At 48.4% G+C, this 26,258-nt stretch carries 24 protein-coding genes; 12 read left to right on the top strand and 12 right to left on the bottom strand.

Annotated features, from left to right (window positions below):
* The first annotated feature begins 13 nt into the window (after positions 1–13).
* Positions 14–2,215: a DNA helicase PcrA gene (gene pcrA, locus skT53_RS10845; RefSeq protein ID WP_200756813.1), complete on the top strand. Its 2,202-nt coding sequence runs from the start codon at positions 14–16 to the stop codon at positions 2,213–2,215.
* 12 nt (positions 2,216–2,227) lie between these two features.
* Positions 2,228–4,249, top strand: a complete 2,022-nt coding sequence (gene ligA / locus skT53_RS10840; RefSeq protein ID WP_200756811.1) for an NAD-dependent DNA ligase LigA — start codon at positions 2,228–2,230, stop codon at positions 4,247–4,249.
* Between the two features lie 69 nt (positions 4,250–4,318).
* On the opposite strand, the gene skT53_RS10835 is transcribed toward ligA, so the two are convergent.
* On the bottom strand, positions 4,319–4,792 hold the full coding sequence (locus tag skT53_RS10835) for a hypothetical protein (RefSeq protein WP_200756809.1): 474 nt from the start codon (positions 4,790–4,792) through the stop codon (positions 4,319–4,321).
* A gap of 501 nt (positions 4,793–5,293) precedes the next feature.
* On the opposite strand from skT53_RS10835, the gene skT53_RS10830 reads away from it, so the two are divergent.
* On the top strand, positions 5,294–6,328 hold the full coding sequence (locus skT53_RS10830; protein ID WP_200756806.1) for a M42 family metallopeptidase: 1,035 nt from the start codon (positions 5,294–5,296) through the stop codon (positions 6,326–6,328).
* Here skT53_RS10830 and skT53_RS10825 read toward each other — a convergent pair.
* Entirely contained in the window at positions 6,304–6,969 is a 666-nt protein-coding gene (locus skT53_RS10825; protein WP_200756804.1) for an HAD hydrolase-like protein, read from the bottom strand. The two genes, skT53_RS10830 and skT53_RS10825, sit on opposite strands and share 25 nt — an antisense overlap.
* 15 nt (positions 6,970–6,984) lie before the next feature.
* Positions 6,985–8,838: a sigma-54-dependent Fis family transcriptional regulator gene (locus skT53_RS10820; protein WP_200756802.1), complete on the bottom strand. Its 1,854-nt coding sequence runs from the start codon at positions 8,836–8,838 to the stop codon at positions 6,985–6,987.
* Positions 8,839–9,030: 192 nt separating this feature from the next.
* On the opposite strand from skT53_RS10820, the gene skT53_RS10815 reads away from it, so the two are divergent.
* Positions 9,031–10,536 (top strand): aldehyde dehydrogenase family protein, encoded by a 1,506-nt coding sequence (locus skT53_RS10815; protein ID WP_200756800.1) that lies wholly within the window; start codon positions 9,031–9,033, stop codon positions 10,534–10,536.
* 81 nt (positions 10,537–10,617) lie between these two features.
* On the opposite strand, the gene skT53_RS10810 is transcribed toward skT53_RS10815, so the two are convergent.
* The 6 genes from skT53_RS10810 to skT53_RS10785 form a co-directional block, all read right to left on the bottom strand.
* Positions 10,618–11,130, bottom strand: a complete 513-nt coding sequence (locus tag skT53_RS10810) for a hypothetical protein (RefSeq protein ID WP_200756798.1) — start codon at positions 11,128–11,130, stop codon at positions 10,618–10,620.
* A 14-nt stretch (positions 11,131–11,144) separates the two neighbouring features.
* Positions 11,145–11,903, bottom strand: a complete 759-nt coding sequence (locus tag skT53_RS10805) for an ABC transporter ATP-binding protein (RefSeq protein WP_200756796.1) — start codon at positions 11,901–11,903, stop codon at positions 11,145–11,147.
* Positions 11,881–12,606, bottom strand: a complete 726-nt coding sequence (locus skT53_RS10800; RefSeq protein ID WP_200756794.1) for an ABC transporter permease — start codon at positions 12,604–12,606, stop codon at positions 11,881–11,883. The genes skT53_RS10805 and skT53_RS10800 overlap by 23 nt, the downstream gene beginning before the upstream one ends.
* Positions 12,607–12,624: 18 nt before the next feature.
* A complete protein-coding gene (locus tag skT53_RS10795; protein ID WP_226375188.1) occupies positions 12,625–13,530 on the bottom strand; it encodes an ABC transporter substrate-binding protein in 906 nt (301 codons plus the stop codon).
* Positions 13,527–14,498 carry a helix-turn-helix transcriptional regulator gene (locus tag skT53_RS10790; RefSeq protein ID WP_200756792.1) on the bottom strand — a complete coding sequence of 324 codons (972 nt, stop codon included), beginning with the start codon at positions 14,496–14,498 and terminating at the stop codon, positions 13,527–13,529. Before skT53_RS10790 ends, skT53_RS10795 begins: the two co-directional genes overlap by 4 nt.
* A 129-nt stretch (positions 14,499–14,627) precedes the next feature.
* The gene (locus skT53_RS10785) at positions 14,628–15,761 is read right to left on the bottom strand and encodes a mannosyltransferase family protein (RefSeq protein ID WP_200756790.1); all 1,134 of its coding nucleotides are present in this window, start codon (positions 15,759–15,761) and stop codon (positions 14,628–14,630) included.
* Positions 15,762–15,851: 90 nt separating this feature from the next.
* On the opposite strand from skT53_RS10785, the gene skT53_RS10780 reads away from it, so the two are divergent.
* Complete coding sequence (locus skT53_RS10780) at positions 15,852–16,958, top strand: glycosyltransferase (protein WP_200756788.1); 1,107 nt, start codon at positions 15,852–15,854, stop codon at positions 16,956–16,958.
* Positions 16,959–16,960: 2 nt separating this feature from the next.
* Positions 16,961–18,040, top strand: a complete 1,080-nt coding sequence (locus skT53_RS10775; protein WP_200756786.1) for a mannose-1-phosphate guanylyltransferase — start codon at positions 16,961–16,963, stop codon at positions 18,038–18,040.
* Positions 18,041–18,093: 53 nt separating this feature from the next.
* Here the strand turns inward: skT53_RS10775 and skT53_RS10770 are convergent, their stop codons facing one another.
* Positions 18,094–18,231 (bottom strand): hypothetical protein, encoded by a 138-nt coding sequence (locus skT53_RS10770; protein ID WP_200756784.1) that lies wholly within the window; start codon positions 18,229–18,231, stop codon positions 18,094–18,096.
* Between the two features lie 196 nt (positions 18,232–18,427).
* Here skT53_RS10770 and skT53_RS10765 point away from each other — a divergent pair, with 196 nt between their 5' ends.
* Complete coding sequence (locus skT53_RS10765) at positions 18,428–19,378, top strand: MraY family glycosyltransferase (protein WP_200756782.1); 951 nt, start codon at positions 18,428–18,430, stop codon at positions 19,376–19,378.
* Positions 19,379–19,540: 162 nt separating this feature from the next.
* On the opposite strand, the gene skT53_RS10760 is transcribed toward skT53_RS10765, so the two are convergent.
* A complete protein-coding gene (locus tag skT53_RS10760) occupies positions 19,541–20,038 on the bottom strand; it encodes a PCYCGC motif-containing (lipo)protein (protein ID WP_200756780.1) in 498 nt (165 codons plus the stop codon).
* 309 nt (positions 20,039–20,347) lie between these two features.
* Between skT53_RS10760 and skT53_RS10755 the strand changes: the two genes are divergently transcribed.
* Positions 20,348–20,593, top strand: a complete 246-nt coding sequence (locus tag skT53_RS10755) for a rhodanese-like domain-containing protein (protein ID WP_226375187.1) — start codon at positions 20,348–20,350, stop codon at positions 20,591–20,593.
* Between the two features lie 63 nt (positions 20,594–20,656).
* Here skT53_RS10755 and skT53_RS10750 read toward each other — a convergent pair whose 3' ends face one another.
* Complete coding sequence (locus tag skT53_RS10750) at positions 20,657–21,529, bottom strand: SDR family oxidoreductase (RefSeq protein ID WP_200756778.1); 873 nt, start codon at positions 21,527–21,529, stop codon at positions 20,657–20,659.
* 277 nt (positions 21,530–21,806) lie between these two features.
* Between skT53_RS10750 and skT53_RS10745 the strand changes: the two genes are divergently transcribed.
* From skT53_RS10745 to gatB, 4 genes are all read left to right on the top strand, one after another.
* Positions 21,807–22,727 (top strand): ketopantoate reductase family protein, encoded by a 921-nt coding sequence (locus skT53_RS10745; protein WP_200756776.1) that lies wholly within the window; start codon positions 21,807–21,809, stop codon positions 22,725–22,727.
* A 306-nt stretch (positions 22,728–23,033) separates the two neighbouring features.
* Positions 23,034–23,324, top strand: coding sequence for an Asp-tRNA(Asn)/Glu-tRNA(Gln) amidotransferase subunit GatC (gene gatC, locus skT53_RS10740; RefSeq protein ID WP_318978445.1), 291 nt, complete (start codon positions 23,034–23,036; stop codon positions 23,322–23,324).
* A 1-nt stretch (position 23,325) separates the two neighbouring features.
* Positions 23,326–24,789: an Asp-tRNA(Asn)/Glu-tRNA(Gln) amidotransferase subunit GatA gene (gene gatA, locus skT53_RS10735; protein ID WP_200756774.1), complete on the top strand. Its 1,464-nt coding sequence runs from the start codon at positions 23,326–23,328 to the stop codon at positions 24,787–24,789.
* On the top strand, positions 24,786–26,231 hold the full coding sequence (gene gatB, locus skT53_RS10730; RefSeq protein ID WP_200756773.1) for an Asp-tRNA(Asn)/Glu-tRNA(Gln) amidotransferase subunit GatB: 1,446 nt from the start codon (positions 24,786–24,788) through the stop codon (positions 26,229–26,231). The genes gatA and gatB overlap by 4 nt, the downstream gene beginning before the upstream one ends.
* Positions 26,232–26,258 lie beyond the last annotated feature (27 nt).

Raw genomic sequence — 26,258 nt, 5'->3', positions numbered from 1 at the left:
AGGCGGTGAAAATATGATTTCAATCGGCAACGCGGATTCTGTTTTGGAAGGATTGAATCCGCAGCAAAAAGAAGCGGTGCTGCATCGTGACGGACCGTTGTTGATTATGGCCGGCGCCGGGTCCGGTAAGACAAGCACGCTGACGAGACGGATTGCGTACTTGATTCACCAGCATCGGGTGGCGCCCTGGTCGATTTTGGCGATTACGTTTACCAATAAAGCGGCACGCGAAATGAAAGAACGGGTTGAAAAATGGGTGGGGCCAATTGTGGCCGATATGTGGGTATCCACGTTTCATTCGATGTGTGTGCGGATTTTGCGGCGTGACATTGAAAAGATCGGGTACGCATCCAGCTTCACCATTCTTGATACGGCTGACCAGCTGACCGCGATCAAACAATGTTTGAACGAGTTGAATTACGATCAGAAAAAGTTTGAACCGAGGGCGATGTTAAGCCATATTTCGAGTGCCAAAAATCAATTGAAAGGACCTTCGGCTTATGCCCGGGAAGCGAAAGACTTTTTTCAGCAGGTGGCGGCGCAGGTCTACGAGTTGTACCAGAAACGGCTGTTTGCCAACAACTCGCTCGATTTTGACGACCTGATTATGAAAACGGTTGAACTGTTCGAGAACAACCGGGATGTTTTGGAACGGTATCAGGACAAATTTTTATATATTCATGTGGACGAGTATCAGGATACGAACCATGCGCAGTACAAACTGGTCAAGCTGCTGTCCGAAAAACACCGCAATCTGTGTGTGGTCGGCGATTCGGACCAATCGATTTACGGATGGCGCGGGGCGGATATCTGGAACATACTGAACTTTGAGAAGGATTATCCGGATGCGTCGGTTATCAAACTGGAACAGAATTATCGCTCCACCAAGCGGATTTTGGCGGCGGCCAATGCGGTGATTGAAAACAATACGCAGCGCAAGGAGAAGAATTTGTGGTCGGACAAGCCGGAGGGGCCGCTGATCGAACTGCACCGGGCGATGAATGAGCATGAAGAAGCGTATTTTATCGTGGAGCAGATTCAAAGAGCATTGGACGACGGTTTTTCATACCGTGATTGTGCCGTGCTGTATCGGACGAACGCACAATCCCGGGTCATTGAGGATGTATTGCTCAAATCGTCGATCGCGTACACGATTGTTGGCGGCATACGTTTCTATGAACGGAAGGAAATTAAAGATGTGCTGGCGTATCTGCGGCTCGTTGCAAACTGGAACGACGACATTTCGTTGTCCCGCATTCTCAATGTTCCGAAACGGGGAATCGGTGACGGAACCTTGGACAAGATCCGCGCCTACGCAAACAGCAAAGGAATCCCGTTGTTTGCCGCGATGGCGGAAGTGGAACAGATTGGGTTGACGGCAAGGTTTGTCAAACCGATCAAAGATTTTGTTTTGTTGATCCGCAATTTATCCACGCAGCAGCAATATCTTTCCGTAACGGAACTGACAGAAGAAGTTCTCAAACTGAGCGGTTATCGGACCGAGTTGATGGCGGAAAAAACGATCGAAGCGGAAAGCCGACTGGAGAACTTGAACGAATTTCTGTCTGTTACACAGGAATTTGAAAAACGGTATCCGGGAGAAGGTCTGCTCACGTTTCTGTCGGAGGTCGCATTGGTGGCGGATGTGGATCAGATGGAAGCCGATTCGGACGCTGTCACTTTAATGACGTTGCACTCCGCCAAAGGGTTGGAGTTTCCGGTTGTGTTTCTGGCAGGCATGGAGGAAGGCGTATTTCCTCATATGCGATCATTGGATGATCCGGACGAAATGGAAGAGGAGCGGCGTATCTGCTATGTGGGAATCACAAGAGCGGAGGAAAGATTGTATCTGACCACCTGTTTTAGCCGCACATTGTTCGGGCAGACGAGGATGAATGCAGAATCCCGATTTTTGAAAGAGATACCGGAAGAGCTGTTGAACGAAAGCGGCTATGCGAACCGAACGGCAGGAAACGTTACAAGAACACCGCGCAATGGAAATATCGGCACACATATTCCAAAAGGGTTCGGTGCGGACCTGTCAGTCTCCTGGCAGACAGGTGAAAAAGTGATGCACAAAACGTGGGGACAGGGAACCATCGTGGAAAGCTCCGGTGAGGGAGAAGATTTGGAGCTGACCGTTCAGTTCGCCCCGCCGACTGGCATCCGTAAACTGTTGGCCAAATTTGCGCCGATTACAAAGCTAAGAGAATAGGGTGAATTTTGCATGACACAGGAACAAGCGGCTGCGAGGGCGGAAGAATTGCGGTCGATCATCAAAACGTACGATTACCAATACTATGTGTTGGACCAACCGACCGTCAGCGATGTGGAATATGACCAACTGATGCGGGAACTGATTTCACTTGAAGAACAGTTTCCCGAACTGGTAACAGTCGATTCGCCTACGCAACGAGTAGGCGGCGGCGTACTGGAAGGTTTTGAAAAAGTGGCGCATCGTGTTCCGATGTTGTCGCTTGCAAACGCGTTTCAGGCGGAAGACCTAAGGGATTTTGACCGGCGGATAAAATCGATTGTACCGAACGAGTCGGTCGATTATGTGGCGGAGTTGAAAATAGACGGATTGGCGGTCTCGCTGGTTTACGAAAACGGCGTCTTTGTTCGCGGGGCCACGCGAGGCGACGGCGAAATCGGAGAAGATATCACAAGCAACCTGAAAACTATAAAATCGTTGCCGCTTACATTGCCGCAGCCGATTTCCATCGAAGTACGGGGCGAAGCCTATCTTCCGAAAAAAGAGTTTGAGCGAATTAATCGGGAGCGGGAGGCGGCAGCGGAACCGTTGTTTGCCAATCCGAGAAACGCGGCAGCCGGCTCGCTGCGGCAGCTGGATCCGAAAATTGTGGCGAGGCGCAACCTGTCCATTTTCACATATGCGATCGGCTGGGTGGAAGGTGTTGACATACCTACACATGCGGCCGGACTGGAGCTGCTGTCTGAATTCGGTTTTAAAGTTAACAACGAAACGCGGGTTCTGCCCGATATCGAATCGGTCATTGAATTTGTGAACTCCTGGACGGGTGAAAGACGTGCGGCCCTTCCTTATGAAATCGACGGGATTGTGATCAAAGTCAACCAATCCAATCTGTACCCGCGCCTGGGAACGACGGCAAAGAGCCCCCGTTGGGCAATTGCCTACAAATTTGCGGCTGAACAGGCAGAGACTACATTGCGTGATATTATTGTCAGCGTGGGACGCACCGGAGCGGTTACGCCAACAGCGATTCTCGATCCGGTACGACTGGCGGGCACTACGGTATCCCGCGCCACCTTGCATAATGAAGATCGAATTCGCGAACTGGATGTGCAAATTGGAGATACGGTCGTCGTGCAAAAAGCGGGTGACATCATCCCCGAAATTGTCCGTGTGGTGACAGAAAAACGGGATGGTTCCGAACGGCCTTTTCAAATGCCGACTCACTGTCCGGAGTGCGATGCCGAACTGGTTCGTCTGCAAGGGGAAGTGGCGCTGCGCTGTATCAACCCACAGTGTCCGGCGCATAACCGGGAAAGCATCATTCATTTTGTTTCGCGCGATGCGATGAATATTGACGGCTTGGGTGAACAGATTGTGACGCAACTGTTTGAACAGGGATTGGTGCAGGATCCGTCCGACCTTTATTATTTGACGATGGATCAACTGCTACCCTTGGAACGGATGGGTCAAAAATCAGCCGAAAATCTTCTGGCGTCCATTGCACGTTCGAAAGAAAATTCGGTGGAACGGCTGATCTTTGGTTTGGGTATTCGGTTTGTCGGAGAAAAAGCGGCCAAGCTGCTGGCGGGCCATTTTGGTACGCTAGATCGTCTGATGCAGGCGGATATTGAGGAACTGGTGACCGTTCCCGAAATTGGAATAAAGATGGCGGACTCGATCAAACAGTTTTTCAATCAGGAGGATACCCTCGAAGTGATTGAAAAGTTGCGTCGTGCAGGGGTCAATTTTAACTACCACAGACCTGTCATAACCGCTTCCGATAATTCGCCGTTTGCCGGGAAGACGTTTGTATTAACCGGAACGCTGGAGGCGATGGACCGGAAAGAAGCGGGCCGTTTGATCGAACAGTTTGGCGGCAAGGTGACCGGCTCCGTTTCCAAAAATACGGATTTTGTGGTCGCTGGTGAAAAGGCCGGTTCCAAGTTGGATAAAGCCCGCGAGTTGGGGGTTCAGATTGCTGATGAGCAAACGCTGTTAGGATGGCTGCGAGAATCGGGGTATAACGGGTAACAAAAAGAAAAAACCACCCGATTTGAACTGAGGTAAGGTGGCAGTTCAGATGGTGGCGAAAATCCAGATTTATTTTTTCTTTGCGGCGACTGCTTTCTTGGCGGTTGTCTTTTTTGCGGCTGTTTTTCCAGCAGTTGATTTTTTGGCTGCTGGTTTGCTGGCCGGTTTAATCGCAGTTGTTTTCTTGGCGGTGCTGGTTTTTTTAGCAGTGGTTGTTTTCTTGGCGGGTGCAGTTTTCTTTGCGGTAGTGGATGTAGTGGTGGATTTCTTAGCGGGAGCTGCTTTCTTTACTGCTGTAGATTTTGCGGTTGCAGTTTTCTTGGCTGCGGTTTTGACTGTAGTTGCTTTCTTGGCTGTTGTTGTTTTTTTCGCTGTGGTAGATTTTACGGCAGTTGTTTTCTTTGCTGCAGTTTTCGTCGCTGTCGTTTTCTTGGCCGCCGTCTTCTTGCTCGTTGCCGGTTTTAATTTCACGACTGTCGTCGTTGATGTATTTTTCTTGGCAGTAACGGCTTTTTTGGCGGTTGATTTTTTTGCAATTGCCATGCAGGCAACACCTCCTACCACGAATATTCGTCGGTTGGAAGGTGATCACCTTTTTTTGGAATTAATTTAATCAAATTTGATAAAAAAAGTATTGCATCACTTTTTAAGTAACTATATTTTGCAACATTGTAGATATGTAAAAAGGCGCCTGTTTGGCGCTGATTGTCGTTTTGTCCGTGTGGTGTGGCGTGAACATAGAACAGTTTGAGCCGATTCCGGAACCAAAATCTAATACCGTTTTGTTGCCAAAATTAAGGTGAGGCTGGACTATGTTATGAATATAGATTCTTGTGAATAATTTTGGTCGGACAAACAAGCGATAGGTGCGGGGGGATAATTCCATTTGAGATTTGGTCTCACCCTTTCTTTTTGATCGGACACGTTTAAAGTATCCGAATTGGAGAGCTCTATTCATTCAGATTCGTATTACAAGTGATGCGTTTTTTAACTTCCTTTCATACGAATACAGTAAAAATGAATTCACTGATTGGGAGGCCGCCCGTGGAGGATTTGCTTCGGGATCTTGTTAACTTGTCGGGACCATCTGGATTTGAAAATACAATTGCGGAGTTTGTAAGTCGAAAAATCAAACCTCTTGTTGATGAAGTCAAACGGGATTCGTTAGGCAATTTGATAGCTGTAAAACGAGGAAAGCTTTCGAAACGCTCGTTGTTGCTCAATGCGCACCTGGATGAAATAGGTTTTATCGTGCAAAAAATTGAGGCTAACGGGTTCCTGCGATTTGAGAAATTGGGAGGAATAGACGACGAAATTTTACCTGCCCGACTGATTCGAATTACTGCCGAGAGAGGATTCCAGTTTGGGGTCATCGGTACTGTACCCGTCCATTTGGTTAGGCTGTTGAAAAAACGTCCCTCAATCGATTGTGCGGATCTGTATATCGATGTGGGAGCAAGTTCCGCAGAGGAAGTCAGGAATTTGGGGATCGACATAGGAAGTCACGGCGTGTTTCTGGGCGAATTACATTCGATGGGATTCCGGCGCGTCGTGGGAAAAAGCCTGGATAACCGCATGGGATGCGCGGTTTTGCTGGCTCTTCTTGAGCGGCTGCAAGGTGTATCTTTACATGGAGATCTGTATATCGCGTTCACGGTACAGGAGGAGGTTGGTTTGCGGGGGGCCACTGTAGCAGCGTATGATCTTCCGCCCGACGCAGTCGCCGTGTCGATTGACACTACTGTTGCTACGGATACTCCAGAAGACATGATGGACAACAGAATCCGGCTTGGGGCTGGACCGGTGATCCAGATTATGGATGCCGGGATACTGTCAGACTCCATGATTCGTACAACCATGATGGAAGTGGCCCAAAACCGGAGAATCCCTTTTCAGGTGGGCGTTACTCGAGCGGGACGAACCGATGCCGCAGCCATTCAAAGAACGAAACGGGGAATCCGCACTGGAGTGGTTTCCGTCCCCTGTCGATACACACATTCGCCTGTAGAAACGATTGATTTGGGTGATCTGGAGTACGCGCAAGAGCTTCTCTATCAGTTCATTTTAATATGGTTGTAGTCCTGTAAATTCAACAATAAAAGATCCGGTTTTTCAGAGGCCAACTGTTCATAAGAAGTGGGCCCGGTTGCAACTGCAATTACCGATGCGTTGATTTTTCGTGCTGCGCGAATGTCTTCCACCGTGTCGCCGATTACGGTTACTTGGCCAGTCGTGAAATTCGTTTGATAATAGTTTTCTGCGTTTCGAATCCCATCCAGCAGCACTTCATAGCGTTCTCCTGCGGATCGGCAAAAACCGCCGACAGGGAAATACCGATTCAGATTGAATACTTCTAATTTCATACGTGCGGACCTCTCCATATTTCCGGTCGCAATCGAATTAAAGCAAAAATCAGTTTGTTCAATTTTATCCAACAGTTCGATTACGCCCGGCATCAGCGTAACCGTCATGTTGTTTAACTCCTGCTGCAAATTTCCATAATACGCTTCGAAAAAAGGGGCTATCTGGTCGAGCGGAATCTGATGGTTGGCAAAAGCCGCCTGGACAAAATTCATATCCAAACCGCCCGTCATCTGGATGTTGTCAAATGCGTCGGGTATATGAAACAACTCCCAAAAAGAACGATTCATGGCCCGTTTGCCGCTGCCCTTTGCAAGCAGAATCGTGCCGTCTATGTCCCATAAAAACAATCTGTGCATGGTATCCAGCTTATTTCACTCCTTCGGTTGTTTGGAACGGAGCCGACGGTAAAGAGTATTGCGTCCGATCCCTAACAATTTTGCCGCCTGAGAAATATTTCCGTTTGTTTTTTCCAACGCATTAACGATTGCGCTGTACTCGATCTTATCTAACGATAGTGTATCATCACCCATAGAGAAAGAGGAGGGAACAGTTGGCTTGTCAGATTGAATGTAGGCAGGGAAATGTTCGGGTAAAATGGTTTCCCCTGCAGCGAGAAAACTGGCATGTCGAAGAGCCGCCGCCAATTCCCGTGTATTTCCGGGCCATGTGTATTGTGTAATAATTTTTTGCGACTCGGGATGCAATAACAAGGGAGAGCTGTACAATTCGCACTCGATTTGTTTGAGCAAATAAAGTGCAAACGGCAGCCGATCCGTTCTTTCACGCAACGGGGGTATCTCAAGATGAATCCCTTGTAAACGGTAAAACAGATCGGCACGAAAACGGCCTTCCTGTACCTCGTTCCACAAGTTTTTGTGAGTGGCCGCGATGATTCGAACATCGATCGGTATCAAACGGGTACCGCCGATTCGCATGACTGTCCGTTCCTGCAGTACCCGCAGCAGAACGACCTGCATTTCAAGCGGCATTTCAGCTACTTCATCCAAAAACAGAGTACCGCCCTCCGCCAATTCGAATTTTCCGATCTGGCCCGATTGTTTTGCGCCAGTAAAAGCTCCGGATTCATACCCGAAAAGTTCGCTTTCTAACAGATGCTTTGGTACTGCACCGCAATTAATCGCGACAAACGGTTTGTCGGAACGAGGGCTGACATTGTGAATGGCTTGGCTGATCATTTCCTTGCCCGTTCCACTTTCCCCATGAATTAGGATCGTATAATCGGTAAGTGCCGCACGCTTTGCAAGTTCCAGCATACGACTGAACGAGACATCCTCACAAAAAATGTCGGAGAATGAGTAAACGGTAGAATGGGCCGATAAGTCAGAACGGACACGTTTGGTTTGGGAATGGACAGGATGGTTAAAGGACCATTTGTTTGTTCGACTGTCGACCAAAACAGCAGCAGTCAAACGGTCACGTGTGTCAGTCAGACGGACCGGATGCTTCCGATTTTGTTTTAAATTCATCAGAAGCGATTGGTAGTCAGATAAATACTTGGAGATGTGAGGTGGGTCTTTCGGCAATTGTTCGATACGGAACAGAAAGCGTGCTTCCCGATTCAAACCTGTAATGCATCCGTCTTCATTCATTGCAACCAGCGGGCAGTTCGTTTGTCCATGTTGATTGACCAGGGAGACAATCAGCTGGTGATCAGAGTTTTGCAATAAAAGGCGATCCTCAATTTGACGGGTCAAGGTATCAACCATCATCAATGAGAATGGCTGATATTCATCCCGGTGACCGCTTATATCAAGAACGGCAAGCAATCTTCCCTGCGGGTCAAAAATCGGGGATGCGGCACACCACAGCACATGATTGTCCGATAAATAATGTTCATCCCCGATCACGGAAACGGCTTTTAATTCTGCGATGGCCGTACCGATTGCATTGGTGCCCCGTACCTCCTCACTCCAACAAGCTGCTTTTTTCAAATGAATTTTTTCTGCATCTTTCAGGAAACCGGGATCACCTTGGCTGTCTAAAATATGACCGGTCCTGTCCGCCGCGATCACGATCGACCGGGAGCAGCGAATCCACCTGGCAAGCCGTTCAAAAACGGGATAGATCTCCTGCAGAACCGGTTTGTTGCATTCCAGTTGCCGTTTGAATTCAGACGCTTCCAAAATTGCCAAACTTGCACGATGGGAATCAACACCAAACTGGATACTCCGCTGACGCGACTGAAAAAGAGCCAAATCAGGCATTTTGCAGCACTCCCCCCAAATAAAAATTCGCACAGTGTCATAGAACGACACAAAGTTGCGCCAAATTGGAACATGATGTTTTGCGGCAACTGAACAAATCTGCCGCATATCCGTTACAGATCGGTTGGCACAAAGTTTGCAATTAAAAAACGGCGTGAATCACCATATTCGTAAACCAAGGAGGAGTCAATCGTGTCAACCAGATCTGCGACAGTCAAACTGGATCCGCGAGTCGAAAGTTTTTTAAGTGAAGGGCCGAAAAAGTTATTCATCAACGGCAAGTTTGTTGAATCTCAATCCGGTAAAACGTTTTCCACTGTCAACCCGGCTACGGGCGAAGTGATTACACAGGTGTATGAAGCAGACAAAGCAGATGTCGATCGGGCCGTAGAAGCCGCAGAACGGGCGTTGGAAGGCCCTTGGTCAAGAATGTCTCCAAGTGAACGCGGCCGTCTGATCTGGAAACTTGCCGATTTGATGGAACAGCACGCAGAAGCTCTCGCACAGCTGGAAACGCTGGATAACGGTAAACCGATACGGGAAACCCGGCATGCTGACATTCCCCTGGCCATTGACCATTTTCGTTATTATGCCGGATGGGCAACCAAAATCCACGGGGAGGTCATTGACAATTCGGTTAGTCCCAATATGTTGACCTATACCAGACGCGAACCTGTAGGTGTAGTGGGTCAGATTATCCCGTGGAATTTCCCGCTGCTGATGGCTGTATGGAAGCTGGGGGCCGCATTGGCAACAGGCAACGCGGTTGTCTTAAAATCAGCCGAACAAACTCCGCTCACTGCACTTTACTTAGCCGCATTGATTCAAGAGGTCGGTTTTCCGGACGGCGCAGTAAATATTTTATCCGGTTTTGGTTCAACCGCCGGTGCTGCAATTGCCCAGCATCCGCATGTCCGGAAGGTGGCTTTTACCGGTTCAACAGAAGTAGGTAAACTGATCATGCAGCAGGCCTCCGGAAATTTAAAACGCGTTTCGCTTGAACTTGGTGGGAAATCGCCGAATATTATCTTCCCGGATGCTGATTTCTCGAAAGCGATTCCCGGTGCACTGTTAGGAATTTTCTTCAATCAGGGGCAGGTTTGCTGTGCCGGTTCCCGGTTGTTTGTACACAAAAAGGCATATGACAATGTGTTGTCGGAAATGTCCAGTTACGCATCCAAAATTCAACAGGGCCCTGGTTTGGACGAAAACACCCAAATTGGACCTCTCGTATCGGATGAACAGTTTGCCCGCGTATCCAATTATCTTGAGTTGGGCCGTCAGGAAGGCGCCACTCCGGTGATCGGAGGCAAACCGTTGGAAGGTCCCGGCTACTTTGTGCCGCCAACCATCTTTGCGGATGTAAATGATGAAATGACGATTGCCAAAGAAGAGATTTTTGGACCGGTGGTAGCCGCATTGCCATTTGATGATGAAGAGCAAATTTTGGATGTGATTGGCCGTGCGAACGACAGCGAGTACGGCTTGGCGGCTGGTGTCTGGACGACTGATGTAAGAAAAGCGCACCGGGTGGCGCATGCGCTGCAAGCGGGGACCGTATGGGTCAATTGCTACAACGCGTTTGACGCATCCGTTCCGTTTGGCGGTTACAAACAATCCGGTTTCGGACGAGAAATGGGCGGTTATGCACTGGAACTGTATACGCAGGTGAAAGCTGTCTGGATGAATCTGGAATAATCGAAATGCCAAAACTCCTTCCATAAAGGGAGGAGTTTTTCAGTTGGTTCCGCAGATGCTGAAAGAATGTGAACCTTCATTCTAATGATATTCGCTGTTAGGTGCGTGATGCTGCAGGACAAGCTGAGAGATCTGTTGATAATATTGCTTGTAAAGGTTATCGCCGACCATCACCACGAATGAATTTTGTTCTTGTTCAAGCATCCCCGCAAACACTGTTCCGACATTCCACCCCAACTCGTTGTGAAGAGGTTCGTTAACCGCTTCTGCATAAAGGGCCAGCCGGCTTTTGACTCCTTCCAGCAGCACAGTATGTACCGGGCTGTCATTTGCGGCCGATTTCAGTTGTTCGTAAAATGAATCCAGTATGTTATTGCGGAGTTGGCTTTCTCCGAATAGAAGTGTTGTCGTGTAATCAACCATGAATGTACGAAGATAGAGGAGTTCAAAACACATACGGTCAAATTGGACATGTTCGATAATTGATTGCAGCAAGGAATACAAAGATTGCTGGCGCTCTTGGTCTGGATAAAGCACAAAGTTAAGAAATGAGCGGCTAATTTGAGACGTTACATTCTCATCATGGTTTGTCATCAAAAAACGCTCCTCTACGGTTGCAAATATACAAACGGATTGTCAACGGTCTCTGGAAAATTTCGCCAATGGCGCAGGAAATCTGCAACCTGCTCGTTTGGCGGATGGTTCAGCAAAGCAAGTGGTGCGCCATCTGCAATCAGACGGCCGTTCTGCATTACGAGCGCCCGGTTCGCCAATCTCAGAATATCGCGATAATCATGACTGACCAAGACAGTTGTCGTACCGGTCGTTTGCAAAATGGATTGGAGGTCGGTCACGAGCGATTCTTTGGCCGGGGCATCCAATGCGGAAAACGGTTCATCAAGAAACAGCACATCAGGATCCAGAACAAACGCCCGGGCGAGACTCACCCGCTGCGCTTCACCGCCCGACAGGGAACGGGCATGCTGCTCGATTACATGCCCGACGCCAAATCGGTTCAGCCAGGTTTCACAAAGCAATCGTATTTCATCTTTCGGTGTCCGGCGCATTTTTAAACCGGATGCGACATTTTCAAAAACAGTGGTGTTAAACAATAGCGGTTCTTGAAAAACGACTGCAATTTTTCTGCGGATGTCAATCGAAACCCGATTTCCAACCGGCATTCCCTGAAACTGGATCGTTCCTGAGGTGGGGCGCTGCAGAAACGAAAGGATTTTTAACAGACTGCTTTTGCCGGAACCATTCGGTCCGACTAAACCGGCCAATTCGCCTTTTTGCAGGGAAAAGTCGATGTTCTGCAAGATGATTTTCTTGCGTACCCGCCAGTTAATATTTTGTGCCGTAATCATAAGATCCCCCTCCCCGATTCCGTTGCTGCACAAAGGTGAACCAGAGTGTCACAATATAGGACAGGATCGCAAGAATGATGCTTAATGCGATGGCCACGTCAAAATTTCCTTTCGATACTTCCAACATGGTGGCGGTGGTTAACACGCGGGTGTCCCCTTTAATGTTTCCGCCCACCATCATGGAAGCCCCGACTTCTGCCACGACCCGGCCAAACCCGGCGATCACAGCCCCCAGCAGGGAATAGCGGGTCTCTTTTAAAAGAAACCATAGATACTGGAAACGGGTGGCACCAAGCGCCCGAATCTGCAAATGCATTTTGGGGTCTGTCTGTTGAATGGCTGCAGACGTCAATCCGATAATGATAGGCGTAGCGATTACAAATTGTGCGATAATGATAGCTGTTGGCGTATATAGCAGACCCAAATAGCCCAATGGACCCGAGCGCCAAAGAAAAATGGTAATCCATACGCCTGCCACAACGGGCGGCAGTCCCATACTGGTATTAATGACGCTAAACAGAAAGCGGCGTCCGGGAAACTGAAATAATGCCAAAAAAGTTCCTAAAGGAACCCCGATTAGAATACTGAGCAAGGTGACGATACCTGATATTTTTAACGTTAATAGCGTGATCTGCATAACTTCCGGATCACCGGTGACCAGTATATGAAAGGCTTTCAGCAACCCTTGCCAGATTAAATCCATTTTTCCACTTCCTTGTCTTTACTTTCCAAGGTCCTCCATTTTCTTGCCGGCATCCGGAAAAAACAAGGCCTGACCGAATTTATCTTTACCGAAATCTCCGATCATTTTCTGTGTATCTGGAGCGACCATAAAGTCGTCGAACGCTTTGGCCCCCTCTTTATTGACTTTCGGGAATTTATCCGGATTTACCTGCATGACGTGATAGATATTCAGCAAGGATTTTTCGCCTTCTACCAGAATGTCCAGATTCAGGTTTTTCTTTTGCGCCAGATAGGTGGCACGGTCTGTTAACGTATAGCCGCCTTTATCGGAGGTAACGTTGAGCGTTTGGCCCATTCCTTGCCCACTTTCCTGGTACCAGGAGGCACCTTTTGGCTGGATGTTGGCCGTTTTCCACAAGGATTTTTCCATTTTGTCGGTACCGGAATTGTCACCTCTGGATATAAATGTCGACTTGCTGTTTGCTATCGCCTTAAACGCTTCTACTGCCGTTTTCATCCCTTTGATTTTGGCAGGATCGGATGGTGGTCCGACAAGGATAAAATCGTTATGGGCAACCAATTGATAGTTGATGACCGTTTGATTGTCGACCAATTTTTTTTCGGAGGAGGGGGCGTGTGTCAAAAGAACATCCGCTTCGCCTTTCTCTCCCATCGCCAATGCTTGGCCGGTTCCCACGGCAACTGTTTTAACGTGATAACCGGTTTTCTTCTCAAATTCGGGAATCAGAACATCAAGCAAACCGCTGTCCTGCGTGCTGGTGGTTGTCGCAAGAATAATGTTCGGATTCGATGGTGTCGGAGGTTGCGCGGCGGGAGTGGACTGCTGGGGAGCAGGAGCCGCTGAATTACCGCAGCCGACCAGAGCAAACATGGTGGCCGTCGTAACCAATAGGGAACGAAAACGTTTCAATGATTGTTTCATACTTTTTCTCCTCTCTGTATGTACGTACCGGTTAAAGTGGGGTCATAACCTGCCTGGCTGCGAATCGCATTTTGAAAAGCGGGTGAGCGGAGAACGGCCAGAAGCTGCTTCCAGTGCGTCGTTTGGACGGTTTTCTCCAAACAAACCAGGTCATAACGCTCATGGTACAGTGGAACAAAATCAAGTCCGAGCCGACTGGCGGAGGTTTGTACGCCAATTCCTGCATTTGCTTCTCCGTTTGCGATCCGGTAGGCGACGCCAAAATGGGTCGTCTCCTCGAATTCATAGCCGGTGATGGAAGCAGACGGAATGCCCGATTTTCGCAGGAACGAATCGATTCGCAATCGAGTGCCGGAACCTTTTTGCCGGTTGATAAAGCGCACGCCCGGTTTGGCGATATCCTGCATCGTCCTCATCTGCAGCGGGTTGCCGGGCGGAACAATCCACCCCTGCACACGCTGAGCCAGATTGACGACCGTTACAGATTCGCCGGGAAGCAGATACTCGATGAAGGAAAGATTGTATTCACCCGTTTTTTCATCCCACAGATGAATACCTGTCAATTCTGCCTCACCTTGATACAGGGAGTGCAGACCTTCCATGCTGCCGGTAAAGGCACAGTCCAGTACAACCGAAGGAGAGGCGTATTTTAAAAATTCCGCCAACATCTCCACTACAGGATCATGGCTGCCGACAAATCTCAAATCTGCCGCGTATTGGCGAATAGACGTGTTCCTATCATCTGGCAGCAGGTTGATTTCTGAGCTTTCCTGTTGTGAATCGGCTGTTCCTGTTGCCACAACCGAACCGCGTAAGATCTGGTTCAGCTCGTCCCGGTGGAACCGCAGTTGGCGGCCTACCCGTTGGGCAGGGAGTTCCGCCCGTTTTACCAATTCATACAGCGTATATTTCGAAATTTTGAGCAGATCGGCAGCTTCCTCTGCCGTCAAAAACGGATTGCTACTCATCCCCGCCGCACCTCTTTGTCCGGTGAAATCAAAACCAGTGTATTTGATTTCAAGAGTTTCGTCAATTCATCAATTTGGTTTAATTTGTTTTAGTTTGGTTCTGTTTGGTTCTGTTTGGTTTTCTTTTCTTTAAAATACAAAAAAGTCGCGGGTGAATTTGTCCATTAGGTACCATTGACCTGCCACGCTGAGAAGAGCCGCGATTCCGATCGATCTTTTGTTTTTAAAAATCAGGGCCCAGATGGCAAACAAGGGGAACAGTACTATAATAAAGCGTGGAATGCTGTAAAAATACGAGTTGCCAATACTGGGTGAGCAGAGGGGAACGATAACGGCCGGGACCAAATACAACAGGTACTCGTTTGGCAGCCGCCACTTCTGTTTCCAGAGGGATAAACCGATCAGCAGAAGCTCCAAATAGGCGGCGATTGCTTCATACGCATGATCCCACAGCGGCCAGCCCCGGCGCGGTTTTGTCAGAATGTCCCAAGTTCCGTACCACAAAGTGGCCCATGGCCATAAAGAAGTACGGTTCCAAAATTTCTGGGCGCGGACGAAACCGAGCGGGTCCCCGATTTTGAAAAATAAAAGTGTCATGTAGACAATCAATCCGGTCGGAATCAAGGCTATCGCCACAATATCCGGACGTATCTGCCGCCACTGAAAGTTGCGCGCTGACAGGTAGGCATACAAAAATGGAAAGACAAGCAGAAATCCTGTGTTTCGGGTAAGCGCCGCAAAAAATCCGAATATGCCTGCGAGCAGCCATTTTTCTTGGCGGATCGAAAGCAGGCAGCCGACTGTCAGGAACAGGAACAAAGATTCTGTGTACAGCGCAGAAAAATAAAACGATGTGGGAAACACTACAAGCAGCAGACCTGTGTAAACGGCATGCGAACGGCTGAAATCCCTTGCAAGCAGACGCAGCAGCAGATAGAGGGCCAACAAAAGCGTCACGTTTGCGATCAAAAGACCGCCAATGCGGTACGGCATATCGAATGCAAAGTGCAGTCCGCGAATCAGATAGGGATACAGCGGAAAAAATGCGGCCCGTTTTAATTCGGCGTATCCATCTGTTGCAATCCGGAGATACCAGAGTGAATCCCATCGTACAAAATTTTGAATTAGGGCATACTGCAAGTACTCCTTTATCGAATGAAAGGGCATCGATCGACTGACAAAGAAAAGACTGGCTCCAAACACGGAGACTTTATGTACAAGAAACAGGATAAACGAATAGATCCAAGCATCCCGGCGGCTCATGTGTTCACCTCGTTTTTCAGTCAACATACTAAACGATACGGAAATTCCTGTCAAAAACTGCACATCGCGGTGGTTGAGAAGGAGGCATCTATGATCAGCGTCATCATACCTACGTACAACGAAAAAGGGAACATCCCGCTGCTGGCGGACCGGATTCGGGGGGCTTTGCACGGCGAAGAGTATGAAGTTATTTTTGTTGACGACAGTACAGATGATACACCGGATATCTTGCAGGAGGTGGCGAACCGTTACCCGCAATTCCGCTATATTCATCGGGCGTCTGAACGGGGATTGGCGACTGCCGTTATACGGGGATTTGAAGCGGCCAAAGGGGACGTGCTGGCGGTTATGGATGCGGATTTGCAGCATCCGCCGGAACTGCTGGCCGAAATGTTGGTGAAAATTCAGCAGGGAGTCGATCTGGTGCTTCCCAGTCGATTTTTACAGGGGGGAGAAGACCGGGGACTGGCCCTACACCGCAAAATCATTTCGAAAAGCGCCCGCCTCATTGGACAGGCCGCTTTGCGCCGGGTCCGGAAAGTGACCGATCCGATGAGTGGTTTTTTTATGCTGAGGAAACAGGTTATTGAAGGCATCAAATGGAATCCGATTGGCTGGAAAATCCTGCTTGAAATTCTGGTGAAAGGGAATTATAAGAATGCGTTGGAAATCCCATATGCATTCCAGGAGCGGCATCGGGATGAATCCAAAATGAGTCTTCGGGAACAATTGAATTACATTCGTCATGTGGGAAGGTTGGTGGCCGCCAGTCCGGAAGACAGAAGGCTTCTTTTGTTTCTGCTTGTCGGACTGTCCGGGGTCGCGGTAAATATGGGAGCCTTTACGGTGTTTTACGAACTGTTGCGGTGGTCTGTCGTTTGGTCCGGTTTCTTTTCCGCTCTTGTGGCGATGACATCCAATTTTATTCTCAACGATACGTTTACCTGGCCGGGGGACAAGCAGGATCTCTTGTTGGTTCGCTACTTGAAATATCTGATCGTATCGGTGTTTGGGATTGCCATCAATTTGACCGTACTGTATGTGCTTCATGACCGTTTCCTCCTGCCCGCCCTGTTAGCCAACGCAATTGGAATCGTGCTTATGACCGGCTGGAATTTTGCGATTAACAGCTTGTGGACCTGGAAACAGCGGGCGGGGGTAGCGGCTCATTCAATGAACGACTACGGGGGGCCGTAAGCATGAATCAACTCAACGTAATTGTAATGGCGGGGGGCAAAGGAGAACGTTTTTGGCCGTTAAGCCGGATGCAGTGGCCAAAACAGTTTTTGACCATTGCGGGGAATCGCTCGATGCTGCAAATGACGGTGGACCGGTTGCGTAAATTTGTCCCGCTCTCCCATATTCATATTGTGAGCCATGTAAATTACCGGGATATTGTTCGGCTTCAATTGCCCGAATTGCCGGTGGGAAATCTGATATTGGAGCCGGTCGGAAGAGATACATCCGCTTGTATCGGGCTGGCAGCCGCTAAAATTTCAAACCGGCAACCGAATAGTGAATTACTGGTGGTACCGGCCGATCATTATGTGGAAGACGAAGAAATTTTTATTGAGAGCATCCAGAAAGGCCGTCAAGTACTGAAGCGATCTCGCGGTGTGGTAACGCTTGGCATCAAACCCAGCTATCCGGAAACCGGTTATGGATATATGCAGGTGTCCGAGGCAGAGTATGACCGGATTTTGCACGGGTATAAGGTGGAACGGTTTCATGAGAAACCAAACCGGGAGACAGCCGAAACGTTTATTACGAAGCCCAATTTGTATTGGAATACAGGTATGTTCCTATGGCATACCAATACTATCCGGAGAATGATTGAGCAGTATCTCCCGGATCTTCATCACGGTCTGGAAATCATTCGACCGGTGCTGGACAGCAGCATGGAGCAGGCGGTGCTGGAACAGGTATATCCTCGTTTGCCAGCCATTTCGATCGATTATGGAGTGATGGAAAAAGCGGACAACATCTACATGGTTCCCTGCGATTTCGGCTGGAACGATGTGGGCAGTTGGGGAGCGCTTGACAAAATTTCGGAACGGGACCCGTTTGATAATGTGATTCAGGGCAATGTCATCAACCTGGACACGCATGACTGCATTATTCACAATGCGGGAGACAAGCTGATTGCAACGCTGGGCATCCAGGATATCATTGTGGTGGATACGGAAGATATTACGCTGGTCTGTTCGAAATATCGTTCGCAGCACATTAAGGAACTCATCCAGGAATTGAAACGGCAAAAACTGGAGGCCTATTTGTAGGGAGTTTGACAAAAAAAGTCGTACCTTGCGGTGCGACTATTTCTGCATGAGGGTTATTTGCCTCTGATAAATTCTTTGACGTTTTGTCGATAACGGGGACGCACCCGCACAAACCGGTAACGGGAAGAATATCTGCCCAGCACGAATACGACGGGTAAGGCAATCACGGCAAGAATAGCGTTCAGACTCAAAAATCTCACCTCCTGAATCAAACAAAACATCCGTCATTAGAACGTATGATTTTGAACTGTTAAATATGTATTCCTTTCGTTTACCGTTGTCTGATATAATGAGGGGGACTTGCGGATAAAGATTTTCCCATGGAAGAAATCACGCAAACGGAACATCCTAATAGGTAAGACTCGCAGGTGGGAGGCTTTTCTTACGATGCAACAGTTATTTACATTTACTCTTGCCTTTTTGGTTGTCTACGCTTTAGTTCCCGTCATGAGGAAGATTGCGTTAAAAACCGGTTTTGTAGACATTCCGAACCAGCGGAAAATCCACACCGATCCGATTCCGTTGTTAGGCGGAGCCGCCATGTTCGTCGGTTTCTTCGTTACCACGCTGATTATGGGCGAACGATCATCGGAATATGTGGGGCTTATGTTGGGGGCCCTGGTTATTTTTCTGGTCGGTTTGATCGATGATTACATGAAGACGAGGGGCAAGGATTTTCCTGCTCTTCCAAAATTTATCGCACAAATTGCAGCCGCCTCCATTTTGATATACTTTGATGTGCGCATTGAAGGAATTACGATTCCATTCGGTGGGTTGGGCTATTATCAGTTTACTTATTGGGTATCTGTATTGGCTACTGTGTTGTGGGTGGTCGGTATTACGAACATGTTTAATTTTCTTGACGGGGTGGACGGTTTGGCTGGCGGAATCGCTGCCATTTCGGCGACCACACTCCTGTTCATTTCTCTGTTGAAAGGGCAGCCAACCAGTGCCATGTACGCCGTAACGCTGATCGCCATTTCGCTTGCGTTTCTGCGTCACAATTTCCATCCGGCGAAAATTTTTATGGGGGATTCGGGGGCGACATTTCTCGGTTTTACCTTGTCGGCCATTGCAGTGGAAGGGGCGTTTAAGGCGGCCACGCTTGTATCTTTGGTGGTACCTGTGTTGGCTCTGGGCGTTCCGATTTTCGATTTCTTTTATGTTACGATTCGGCGGCTGAAGGAAAATCGCCCGATTTACAAGGCGGACAAAGGGCATACATTCCATCAGTTGATGCAGTCGGGATTGACCCAGATTCAAACGGTCGCATTCCTTTACTTGTTAGGCATCTGTTTCTCTCTCGTATCGATCATCGTTGTATTGGTAAATAAATAGCGGTTAACCATTGAAAGAAGCGTCTGGCAGGCATTACGGGTTCACTTTTGAGATGCAAAAATAATATTGTCATTTCAAAGAAATTTAACGATACTATTGCACCCTTAAAAGTGAACCCGTTATGGCAAGCAGGCGTTTCTCTTATTTGATAGAATTTGTGAATTAGTTAATCATCGGTGTGGGTGTCGGTTTTTGGCCTGTTTTACTGTAGGTGGAATCAATGTAAGCCCGGATTTCTATTTCGGACTTTCCTTCCGATTGCATTTTGGCGGCGTCCAGGGCAATGTTCATGCAGGTGTTGCAGGTTGTGGCATGTGAATTCCAGACGATACCGTCAGAAGTGGTTTGCTGCACGAAACAATCTGCGTTGCTTTTGTGGCCAATTTCCCCGCATCCGCAATAGCAGGGCATTTTTTGCAGCAGGCTGATGTTTTTGCCTGCCGTCTTATAAGCGTCCTGGATCGCTTGCGGTTTGTTCGTGACGAAAGATGGCAGATGATCGGCGGATGAAGTTTTCTGAAAGATGTCTCCTTTGCTTTCATCCATGTTTGAGTTTTGCAGAGCGTCCGATGAAGTTGTATGTTGATGGGCCGGTTCGGAAGCGGTTGAGCATCCGGCGGCCAGCAAGGATAAGAATGTAACCAAGAGAATTTTTCTCATTTGCAAACTCCTTATTTTGATTGGATTTTAATAGATATGATTGACCTTATTATGCCATATATCGAACGAATTGGGGTAAATCATCTGTAACTGTCCTTCAGAATTTGCAAGAAATCGGCAGGATCGTTATGATGAAAAAAGCATAGACACACCAGGTCTCGCTATGCACCCAAAGGGCACAAGTCGCGTCACGGCAGTAAACTGCCGGATCGCGCTATGGAGGGGTTTCAATGGAGGATTTAACCGTGTACAAACATGTAAATGGACCAGAAGAACTGAACTTGTTGAAAAAAAAACAAGCAGCTGGAATTGATTGACGTTCGTCAGCCGGAAGAATATGCGGGCGGGCATATTTCGGGAGCGAAGCTGATTCCGCTTGGCGAATTGGAGTCGCGGATCGGCGAATTGAATCCGGATCACGAATATTTGTTAATTTGTCGAAGTGGCAGGCGCAGTATAATGGCTTATAATCTTTTAAAACAGCATGGTTTTGAAAAGCTGTATAACTTACAAGGCGGCATGCTGGCCTGGACGGGTGAAGTCACTACTGATTAAAGAAATCAAAGAAAGACGGATGCATGTGAGCATGCACCCGCCTTTTTTCCTATATGATTAGATTTAACCGTTTACAATTTGTCCGCCGTTAACGTGCAAAATCTGTCCAGACATATAGGAAGAATCATCAGAAGCGAGATACACATAGGCGGGAGCCAATTCAACTGGCTGACCGGGTCTGTCCATCGGCGTATCACTGCCAAATTCCGCAACTTGCTGCAAGGTAAAGGAAGCAGGAATCAATGGGGTCCAAATCGGGCCTGGCGCAACACCGTTGACCCGAATTCCCTGTTCGATCAGATTAAGAGACAAGGAGCGTGTAAAGCTCACAACAGCTCCCTTTGTTGCCGAATAATCAATCATCGTTTTGAATCCCTGGTAGGCGACAATCGAGGCAGTGTTAATGATGGAACTGCCCTTTTTCATATAAGGGACGGCCGCTTTGGTTAAGTAAAACATGGAGAAAATGTTGGTTCGAAATGTGCGCTCCCACTGTTCAGATGGAAGCTCCAAAATACTTTCCCGCACGTGTTGCTCGCCGGCATTGTTGACAAGTACGTCGATTCTGCCGAACTGCTCCACTGTGGTTTTGACAACATGCTGACATACGTTCTCATAACCGACATCCCCGGGCAAAAGAATACATTTTCGTCCCAACCGTTCGATGTAATGCCAGGTTTCCTGTGCGTCTGTGTGTTCATCCAGGTACGAAATGGCAATATGGGCACCCTCTTTTGCAAATGCGACTGCCACTGCCCGGCCAATGCCGCTGTCGCCGCCTGTGATAAGTGCCACCTTGTTGTGTAATTTGCCACTCGGCTGATAACCTGGGTCGTCAAAAATCGGCCTTGGCACCATGATGGATTCGATGCCAGGTTGTCTGTGTTGCTGTTGTGGCGGTACTCGTTTCGGATAATATTCACTTTCGGAGCTCATTTGATCCGCCCTTTCCTCTTAAGCAAAATAGGCTGATTCATCATATGACAGACCGGCCGGGTTGGTACCCGGAAGTGCTTGCATAATTCGGTATACTATTGCATTCTCTGACAACAGATGCCTTTCTGATAAGGTTTAGGCATATTATGAGCTTTTGGCGCTTTCCCCTTGTCGATAATTCCCGGGAAATGTCATGTTTTGAAAATTCTTTTCTTTTTCGCCGGATTTCGGGATAATTAAAAAAATTACTCTAAATTAGACAGGAAGGTGACTACCAATGAAAATCACAGTAGTCGGAGCAGGAGCGGTTGGCGGGTATTTCGGCGGCCGGTTGCAGCAGGCAGGAGCAGATGTTACGTATCTGGTCAGGGAAAAAAGAGCGGAACAATTGAAGCAAACAGGACTCGTAATTCAAAGCCCGCGAGGAGACGATCAGCTTGTACCGAAGATCGCAACCCGTACAGATCAGATTGAAGGTTGTGATTTGATTATTCTCGGGGTCAAGAATTATCACATTCCCGGTTCCATTGATCAAATGCGTCCCTTGGTGGAAAAGGGAGCTTATGTGTTGCCGTTGTTAAACGGCGTAGAACACTATGATCTTTTGGAAAAGGAATTCGGCAAAGGTAAGATTCTTGGCGGACTCTGCTATATTATATCGACGTTAGATGCGGAGGGGCGTATTTTACATACAAATCTGGCACATGAAGTTCGGTTTGGTCCTCTGGTGCCCGAGCAACAGGCTTTCTGCGAAGAATTGACGGTCGCTGCGAAGGGTGCCAACATGAAGCTGGTGCTAAGCGAAGACATTCAAGCGGACATTTGGAACAAGTATGGCTATATTACCGCTTATTCAGGTGTCACAACCGCCAGCCGTCTGTCGATTGATAAGGTGTTGAAATGCGAACCGACGAAAGAGGTGTTCCGTCAATCGTTAGTTGAGATGTGGCAATTGGCGAGGCACAAAGGTGTCAATCTTGCAGAGTCATTTATTGATATAAGTGTGGACCAGTGTTCTAAACTGCCGGAAGGATCTACTTCCTCGATGCATCAAGATTTTCGGAAAGGACTCCCGTTGGAAGTGGAAAGTCTGCAGGGAGCAGCGGTCCGACTTGCGAAGCAGGCCGGGATTGAAATTCCTACAATCAAGACGTTGTATGGATTAATCAAACCTTATGAAAACGGAAGTAGCAATTAAGGCAAATCGATGAACATAAAGCCCTCGTAGCTCTACAGTTGCTGCGAGGGCTATTCCAACAGCTTAGAAAGTATAAAAATGTGATATTCCATCATCATTTTCTTCCCCTTTATGTTCAATCATCCAAATTCCCCTTCCCTCGCTATTCATTAGCATGAAATATAGATTTAAACGGATTCGAAGCACAGCGAGCGCTGATTGGTCAAATTCGGCCATTTTTGGCCGCGAGTTTCGCAACTGGTAAGCATTTATCGGTTGTGCTATAATCAGGAAATGATTTCGGACGTGATTGCGGAGGTGGAATACGTGTCTATAACGAGTAAAGATGTCGCTCATGTGGCCAATCTGGCGCGGTTGAAGCTGACCGATCAAGAGATGGAGCAATACACGGAACAGTTGAACAAAATTCTGCAGCATGCGGAAGAATTGCAAAAGCTCGATCTCGAAAATGTGGAACCGACCAGCCACGTGCTGCCGATACAGAACGTAATGCGGGATGACCGGACCCGCCAATGGTTGACAAACGAACAGGCACTATCGAATGCACCCGACGAGGACGAAGGACAGTTCCGGGTACCTGCCGTAATGGAGGGATAAGATGAGCATCTTGGATGAATCGATCCAAAGTTTACATAAAAAAATCAAAAGCAAAGAAATTCGGCCATCTGAACTTACGCAAGCAGCTCTGCAGAAAATTGAACAGACGGACAGCCAAGTCAAGTCATTTCTGACGGTTACAGCGGAACAGGCAATTGATCAGGCGCAAAAATTGGACCGTTTGCCAGACGGAAATCTTCCGCTACTATACGGAATTCCGGGTGCCATTAAAGACAACATGTGTACCGAAGGAATCAAAACAACCTGTGCGAGTCAGATTCTGGCCAATTATATACCGCCTTATTCCGCAACAGCAGTAACAAAACTGCAGGAGCAGAATTTTGTGATGGTCGGGAAAACGAATATGGACGAGTTTGCCATGGGCTCTTCCAACGAAAATTCGGCTTTTTATCCCACACGCAACCCTTGGAATCTGGAGCGTGTGCCAGGCGGTTCGTCGGGAGGCTCGGCTGCTGCTGTAGCGGCTGGTCAAGTTCCGTTCTCGCTTGGCTCTGATACCGGAGGTTCGATTCGGCAGCCGGCGTCTTATTGCGGTGTGGTCGGTCTAAAGCCGACGTACGGTCTTGTATCCCGTTTCGGTCTGGTTGCGTATGCTTCCTCGCTCGATCAGATTGGACCTTTTGCGCGAAATGTGGAAGACACGGCAGCCGTTCTGCAGGCGATTGCCGGTTATGACGAGTTGGATTCGACATCCGCCAATCTGGAAATTCCCGATTATTCGGCTGCATTGAACAGGGATATTAAGGGACTGCGGATTGCCATGCCGAAAGAGTATTTTGCGGAAGGGTTGGACCCGGCTGTCCGGGACCGGGTGCTGGATGCGATTCGGCTGCTTGAATCGCAGGGAGCGGTTGTTGAAGAAGTCACCCTGCCGCATACAAAATATGCGGTGGCCTGTTATTATCTGCTTGCGCCGGCCGAAGCATCTTCCAATTTGGCCCGCTATGACGGAGTTCGTTATGGAGTCCGCGTCGAAGCAGACGATTTGATCGATATGTACAAGCAGACACGGGCGAAAGGTTTCGGCGCGGAAGTCAAACGCCGTATTATGTTGGGAACCTACGCGCTTTCTTCCGGCTATTATGACGCGTACTACTTGCGGGCACAAAAAGTAAGAACGCTGATCAAACAGGATTTTGACCGGGTATTTGAAAAATTCGATGTAATCGTATCCCCAACCGCTCCCACCGTTGCGTTTAAGGCTGGGGAGCAGACGGAGGATCCGATGACGATGTACCTAAACGATATATACACCATACCGGTTAATCTGGCAGGCCTGCCGGGTATTTCCGTGCCATGCGGGTTGGCGGACGGAATGCCGGTTGGACTTCAAATTATCGGCAAAGCGTTTGCAGAAAGCACCATTCTGCAAACCGCTCATGCGTATGAACAAACGGCCAATCTGAATTTGCGTCCGTCTGTTGCAGGGGGTGTACAGGCATGACAGAAGCGGTGGCCACACAATTTGAAACGGTCATTGGACTGGAAGTGCATGTAGAGTTAAAAACGCAATCCAAAATTTTTTGCGGCTGCCCGACTCATTTCGGTGCGCCGCCGAATACAAATGTGTGTCCGATCTGTCTGGGACATCCCGGCGTTTTGCCTGTATTGAACCGGCAGGCCCTGGAATTTGCCATCAAGGCATCGGCTGCGTTGAACTGTAAGATAGCGGAGGAAAGCAAGTTTGACCGCAAAAACTATTTTTACCCTGATCTGCCAAAAGCCTATCAGGTTTCCCAGTATGACAAGCCGGTTGGCGAACATGGCTGGATTGAGATTGAGGTAAACGGGGAAACGAAACGGATTGGGATCACGCGCGTTCATCTGGAAGAGGATGCCGGAAAATTGACTCATTCGTCTGGCGGTTACTCACTTGTTGACTATAACCGGGTGGGCGTACCGTTGATCGAAATCGTTTCCGAGCCGGATATCCGGACGCCTGAAGAGGCGCGCGCCTATCTGGAGAAGCTGAAAGCGATCATGCAGTATTGTGAAGTGTCCGACGTCAAAATGGAAGAAGGATCGCTCCGCTGTGACGCGAACATTTCATTGCGGCCGGTTGGTCAGAAACAGTTTGGAACCAAAACGGAATTGAAAAATATGAACTCGTTCCGCAATGTTCAGCGGGCGCTTGAATACGAACAGGGACGACAGGCGGATGTGCTCCGCTCGGGCGGTACGATTGTGCAGCAGACCTTGCGATGGGATGATGCGAGAAATGAAACGATCGTCATGCGCTCGAAGGAAGAGGCGCATGACTATCGATATTTTCCGGAACCCGATTTGGTAAAAATGGTCATTAGTCAGGAATGGGTCAGTGAAATCAAAGCTGCCATTCCGGAGCTGCCCGATCAGCGAAAAACCCGGTACATGGAAAAGTTGGGATTGCCGTCCTATGATGCGGAAGTGTTGACATCATCAAAAGCTGTATCCGATTTCTTTGAACAGACGCTGCAGCATACGGACAACGCAAAAGCGGCTTCCAACTGGATCATGGGTGAACTGATGGGGCATCTGAATGAAGCCGGGTTGGAAATTGGCGAAACGAAAGTGACTCCTGCCGGTCTTGGCAAATTAATCAGCCTGATCGACAAAGGAACGATTTCCAGCAAGATCGCCAAAACGGTCTTCGAGGAGATGTTTGCGACAGGCGGCGACCCGGAAACGATCATCCAGGACAAAGGTCTGGTGCAAATTTCCGACGAAGGCGAACTTGTCAAGATTGTGGAAGAAATTATTGCCAACAATCCGCAATCGGTTGCGGATTACAAAGCGGGGAAAGAAAAAGCGTTAGGAGCTCTCGTCGGACAGGCGATGAAAGCAACGAAAGGGAAAGGAAATCCGCAACTGCTGAACAAGCTGATTCTGGAACGTATTCAGTCATAAAAACAATGCTTCTGCGGCAGTGATTTA

The sequence above is a fragment of the Effusibacillus dendaii genome, assembly GCF_015097055.1.
Lineage (GTDB): Bacteria > Bacillota > Bacilli > Tumebacillales > Effusibacillaceae > Effusibacillus > Effusibacillus dendaii.
The sequence above is the reverse complement of the archived record's forward strand: the minus strand, read 5'-3'. Positions and strand labels throughout refer to the sequence as shown.

What these genes read in the sequence shown, in the direction of transcription:
- skT53_RS10795 (WP_226375188.1), bottom strand. Translation starts at nt 13,530, where the DNA reads ATGAAACAATCATTGAAACGTTTTCGTTCCCTATTGGTTACGACGGCC.
- skT53_RS10835 (WP_200756809.1), bottom strand. Translation starts at nt 4,792, where the DNA reads ATGGCAATTGCAAAAAAATCAACCGCCAAAAAAGCCGTTACTGCCAAG.
- skT53_RS10785 (WP_200756790.1), bottom strand. Translation starts at nt 15,761, where the DNA reads ATGAGCCGCCGGGATGCTTGGATCTATTCGTTTATCCTGTTTCTTGTA.
- skT53_RS10820 (WP_200756802.1), bottom strand. Translation starts at nt 8,838, where the DNA reads ATGCCTGATTTGGCTCTTTTTCAGTCGCGTCAGCGGAGTATCCAGTTT.
- skT53_RS10760 (WP_200756780.1), bottom strand. Translation starts at nt 20,038, where the DNA reads ATGAGAAAAATTCTCTTGGTTACATTCTTATCCTTGCTGGCCGCCGGA.
- skT53_RS10805 (WP_200756796.1), bottom strand. Translation starts at nt 11,903, where the DNA reads ATGATTACGGCACAAAATATTAACTGGCGGGTACGCAAGAAAATCATC.
- pcrA (WP_200756813.1), top strand. Translation starts at nt 14, where the DNA reads ATGATTTCAATCGGCAACGCGGATTCTGTTTTGGAAGGATTGAATCCG.
- gatA (WP_200756774.1), top strand. Translation starts at nt 23,326, where the DNA reads ATGAGCATCTTGGATGAATCGATCCAAAGTTTACATAAAAAAATCAAA.
- skT53_RS10750 (WP_200756778.1), bottom strand. Translation starts at nt 21,529, where the DNA reads ATGAGCTCCGAAAGTGAATATTATCCGAAACGAGTACCGCCACAACAG.
- skT53_RS10790 (WP_200756792.1), bottom strand. Translation starts at nt 14,498, where the DNA reads ATGAGTAGCAATCCGTTTTTGACGGCAGAGGAAGCTGCCGATCTGCTC.
- skT53_RS10765 (WP_200756782.1), top strand. Translation starts at nt 18,428, where the DNA reads ATGCAACAGTTATTTACATTTACTCTTGCCTTTTTGGTTGTCTACGCT.
- skT53_RS10825 (WP_200756804.1), bottom strand. Translation starts at nt 6,969, where the DNA reads ATGCACAGATTGTTTTTATGGGACATAGACGGCACGATTCTGCTTGCA.
- skT53_RS10780 (WP_200756788.1), top strand. Translation starts at nt 15,852, where the DNA reads ATGATCAGCGTCATCATACCTACGTACAACGAAAAAGGGAACATCCCG.
- ligA (WP_200756811.1), top strand. Translation starts at nt 2,228, where the DNA reads ATGACACAGGAACAAGCGGCTGCGAGGGCGGAAGAATTGCGGTCGATC.
- skT53_RS10775 (WP_200756786.1), top strand. Translation starts at nt 16,961, where the DNA reads ATGAATCAACTCAACGTAATTGTAATGGCGGGGGGCAAAGGAGAACGT.
- gatB (WP_200756773.1), top strand. Translation starts at nt 24,786, where the DNA reads ATGACAGAAGCGGTGGCCACACAATTTGAAACGGTCATTGGACTGGAA.
- skT53_RS10745 (WP_200756776.1), top strand. Translation starts at nt 21,807, where the DNA reads ATGAAAATCACAGTAGTCGGAGCAGGAGCGGTTGGCGGGTATTTCGGC.
- skT53_RS10800 (WP_200756794.1), bottom strand. Translation starts at nt 12,606, where the DNA reads ATGGATTTAATCTGGCAAGGGTTGCTGAAAGCCTTTCATATACTGGTC.
- skT53_RS10810 (WP_200756798.1), bottom strand. Translation starts at nt 11,130, where the DNA reads ATGACAAACCATGATGAGAATGTAACGTCTCAAATTAGCCGCTCATTT.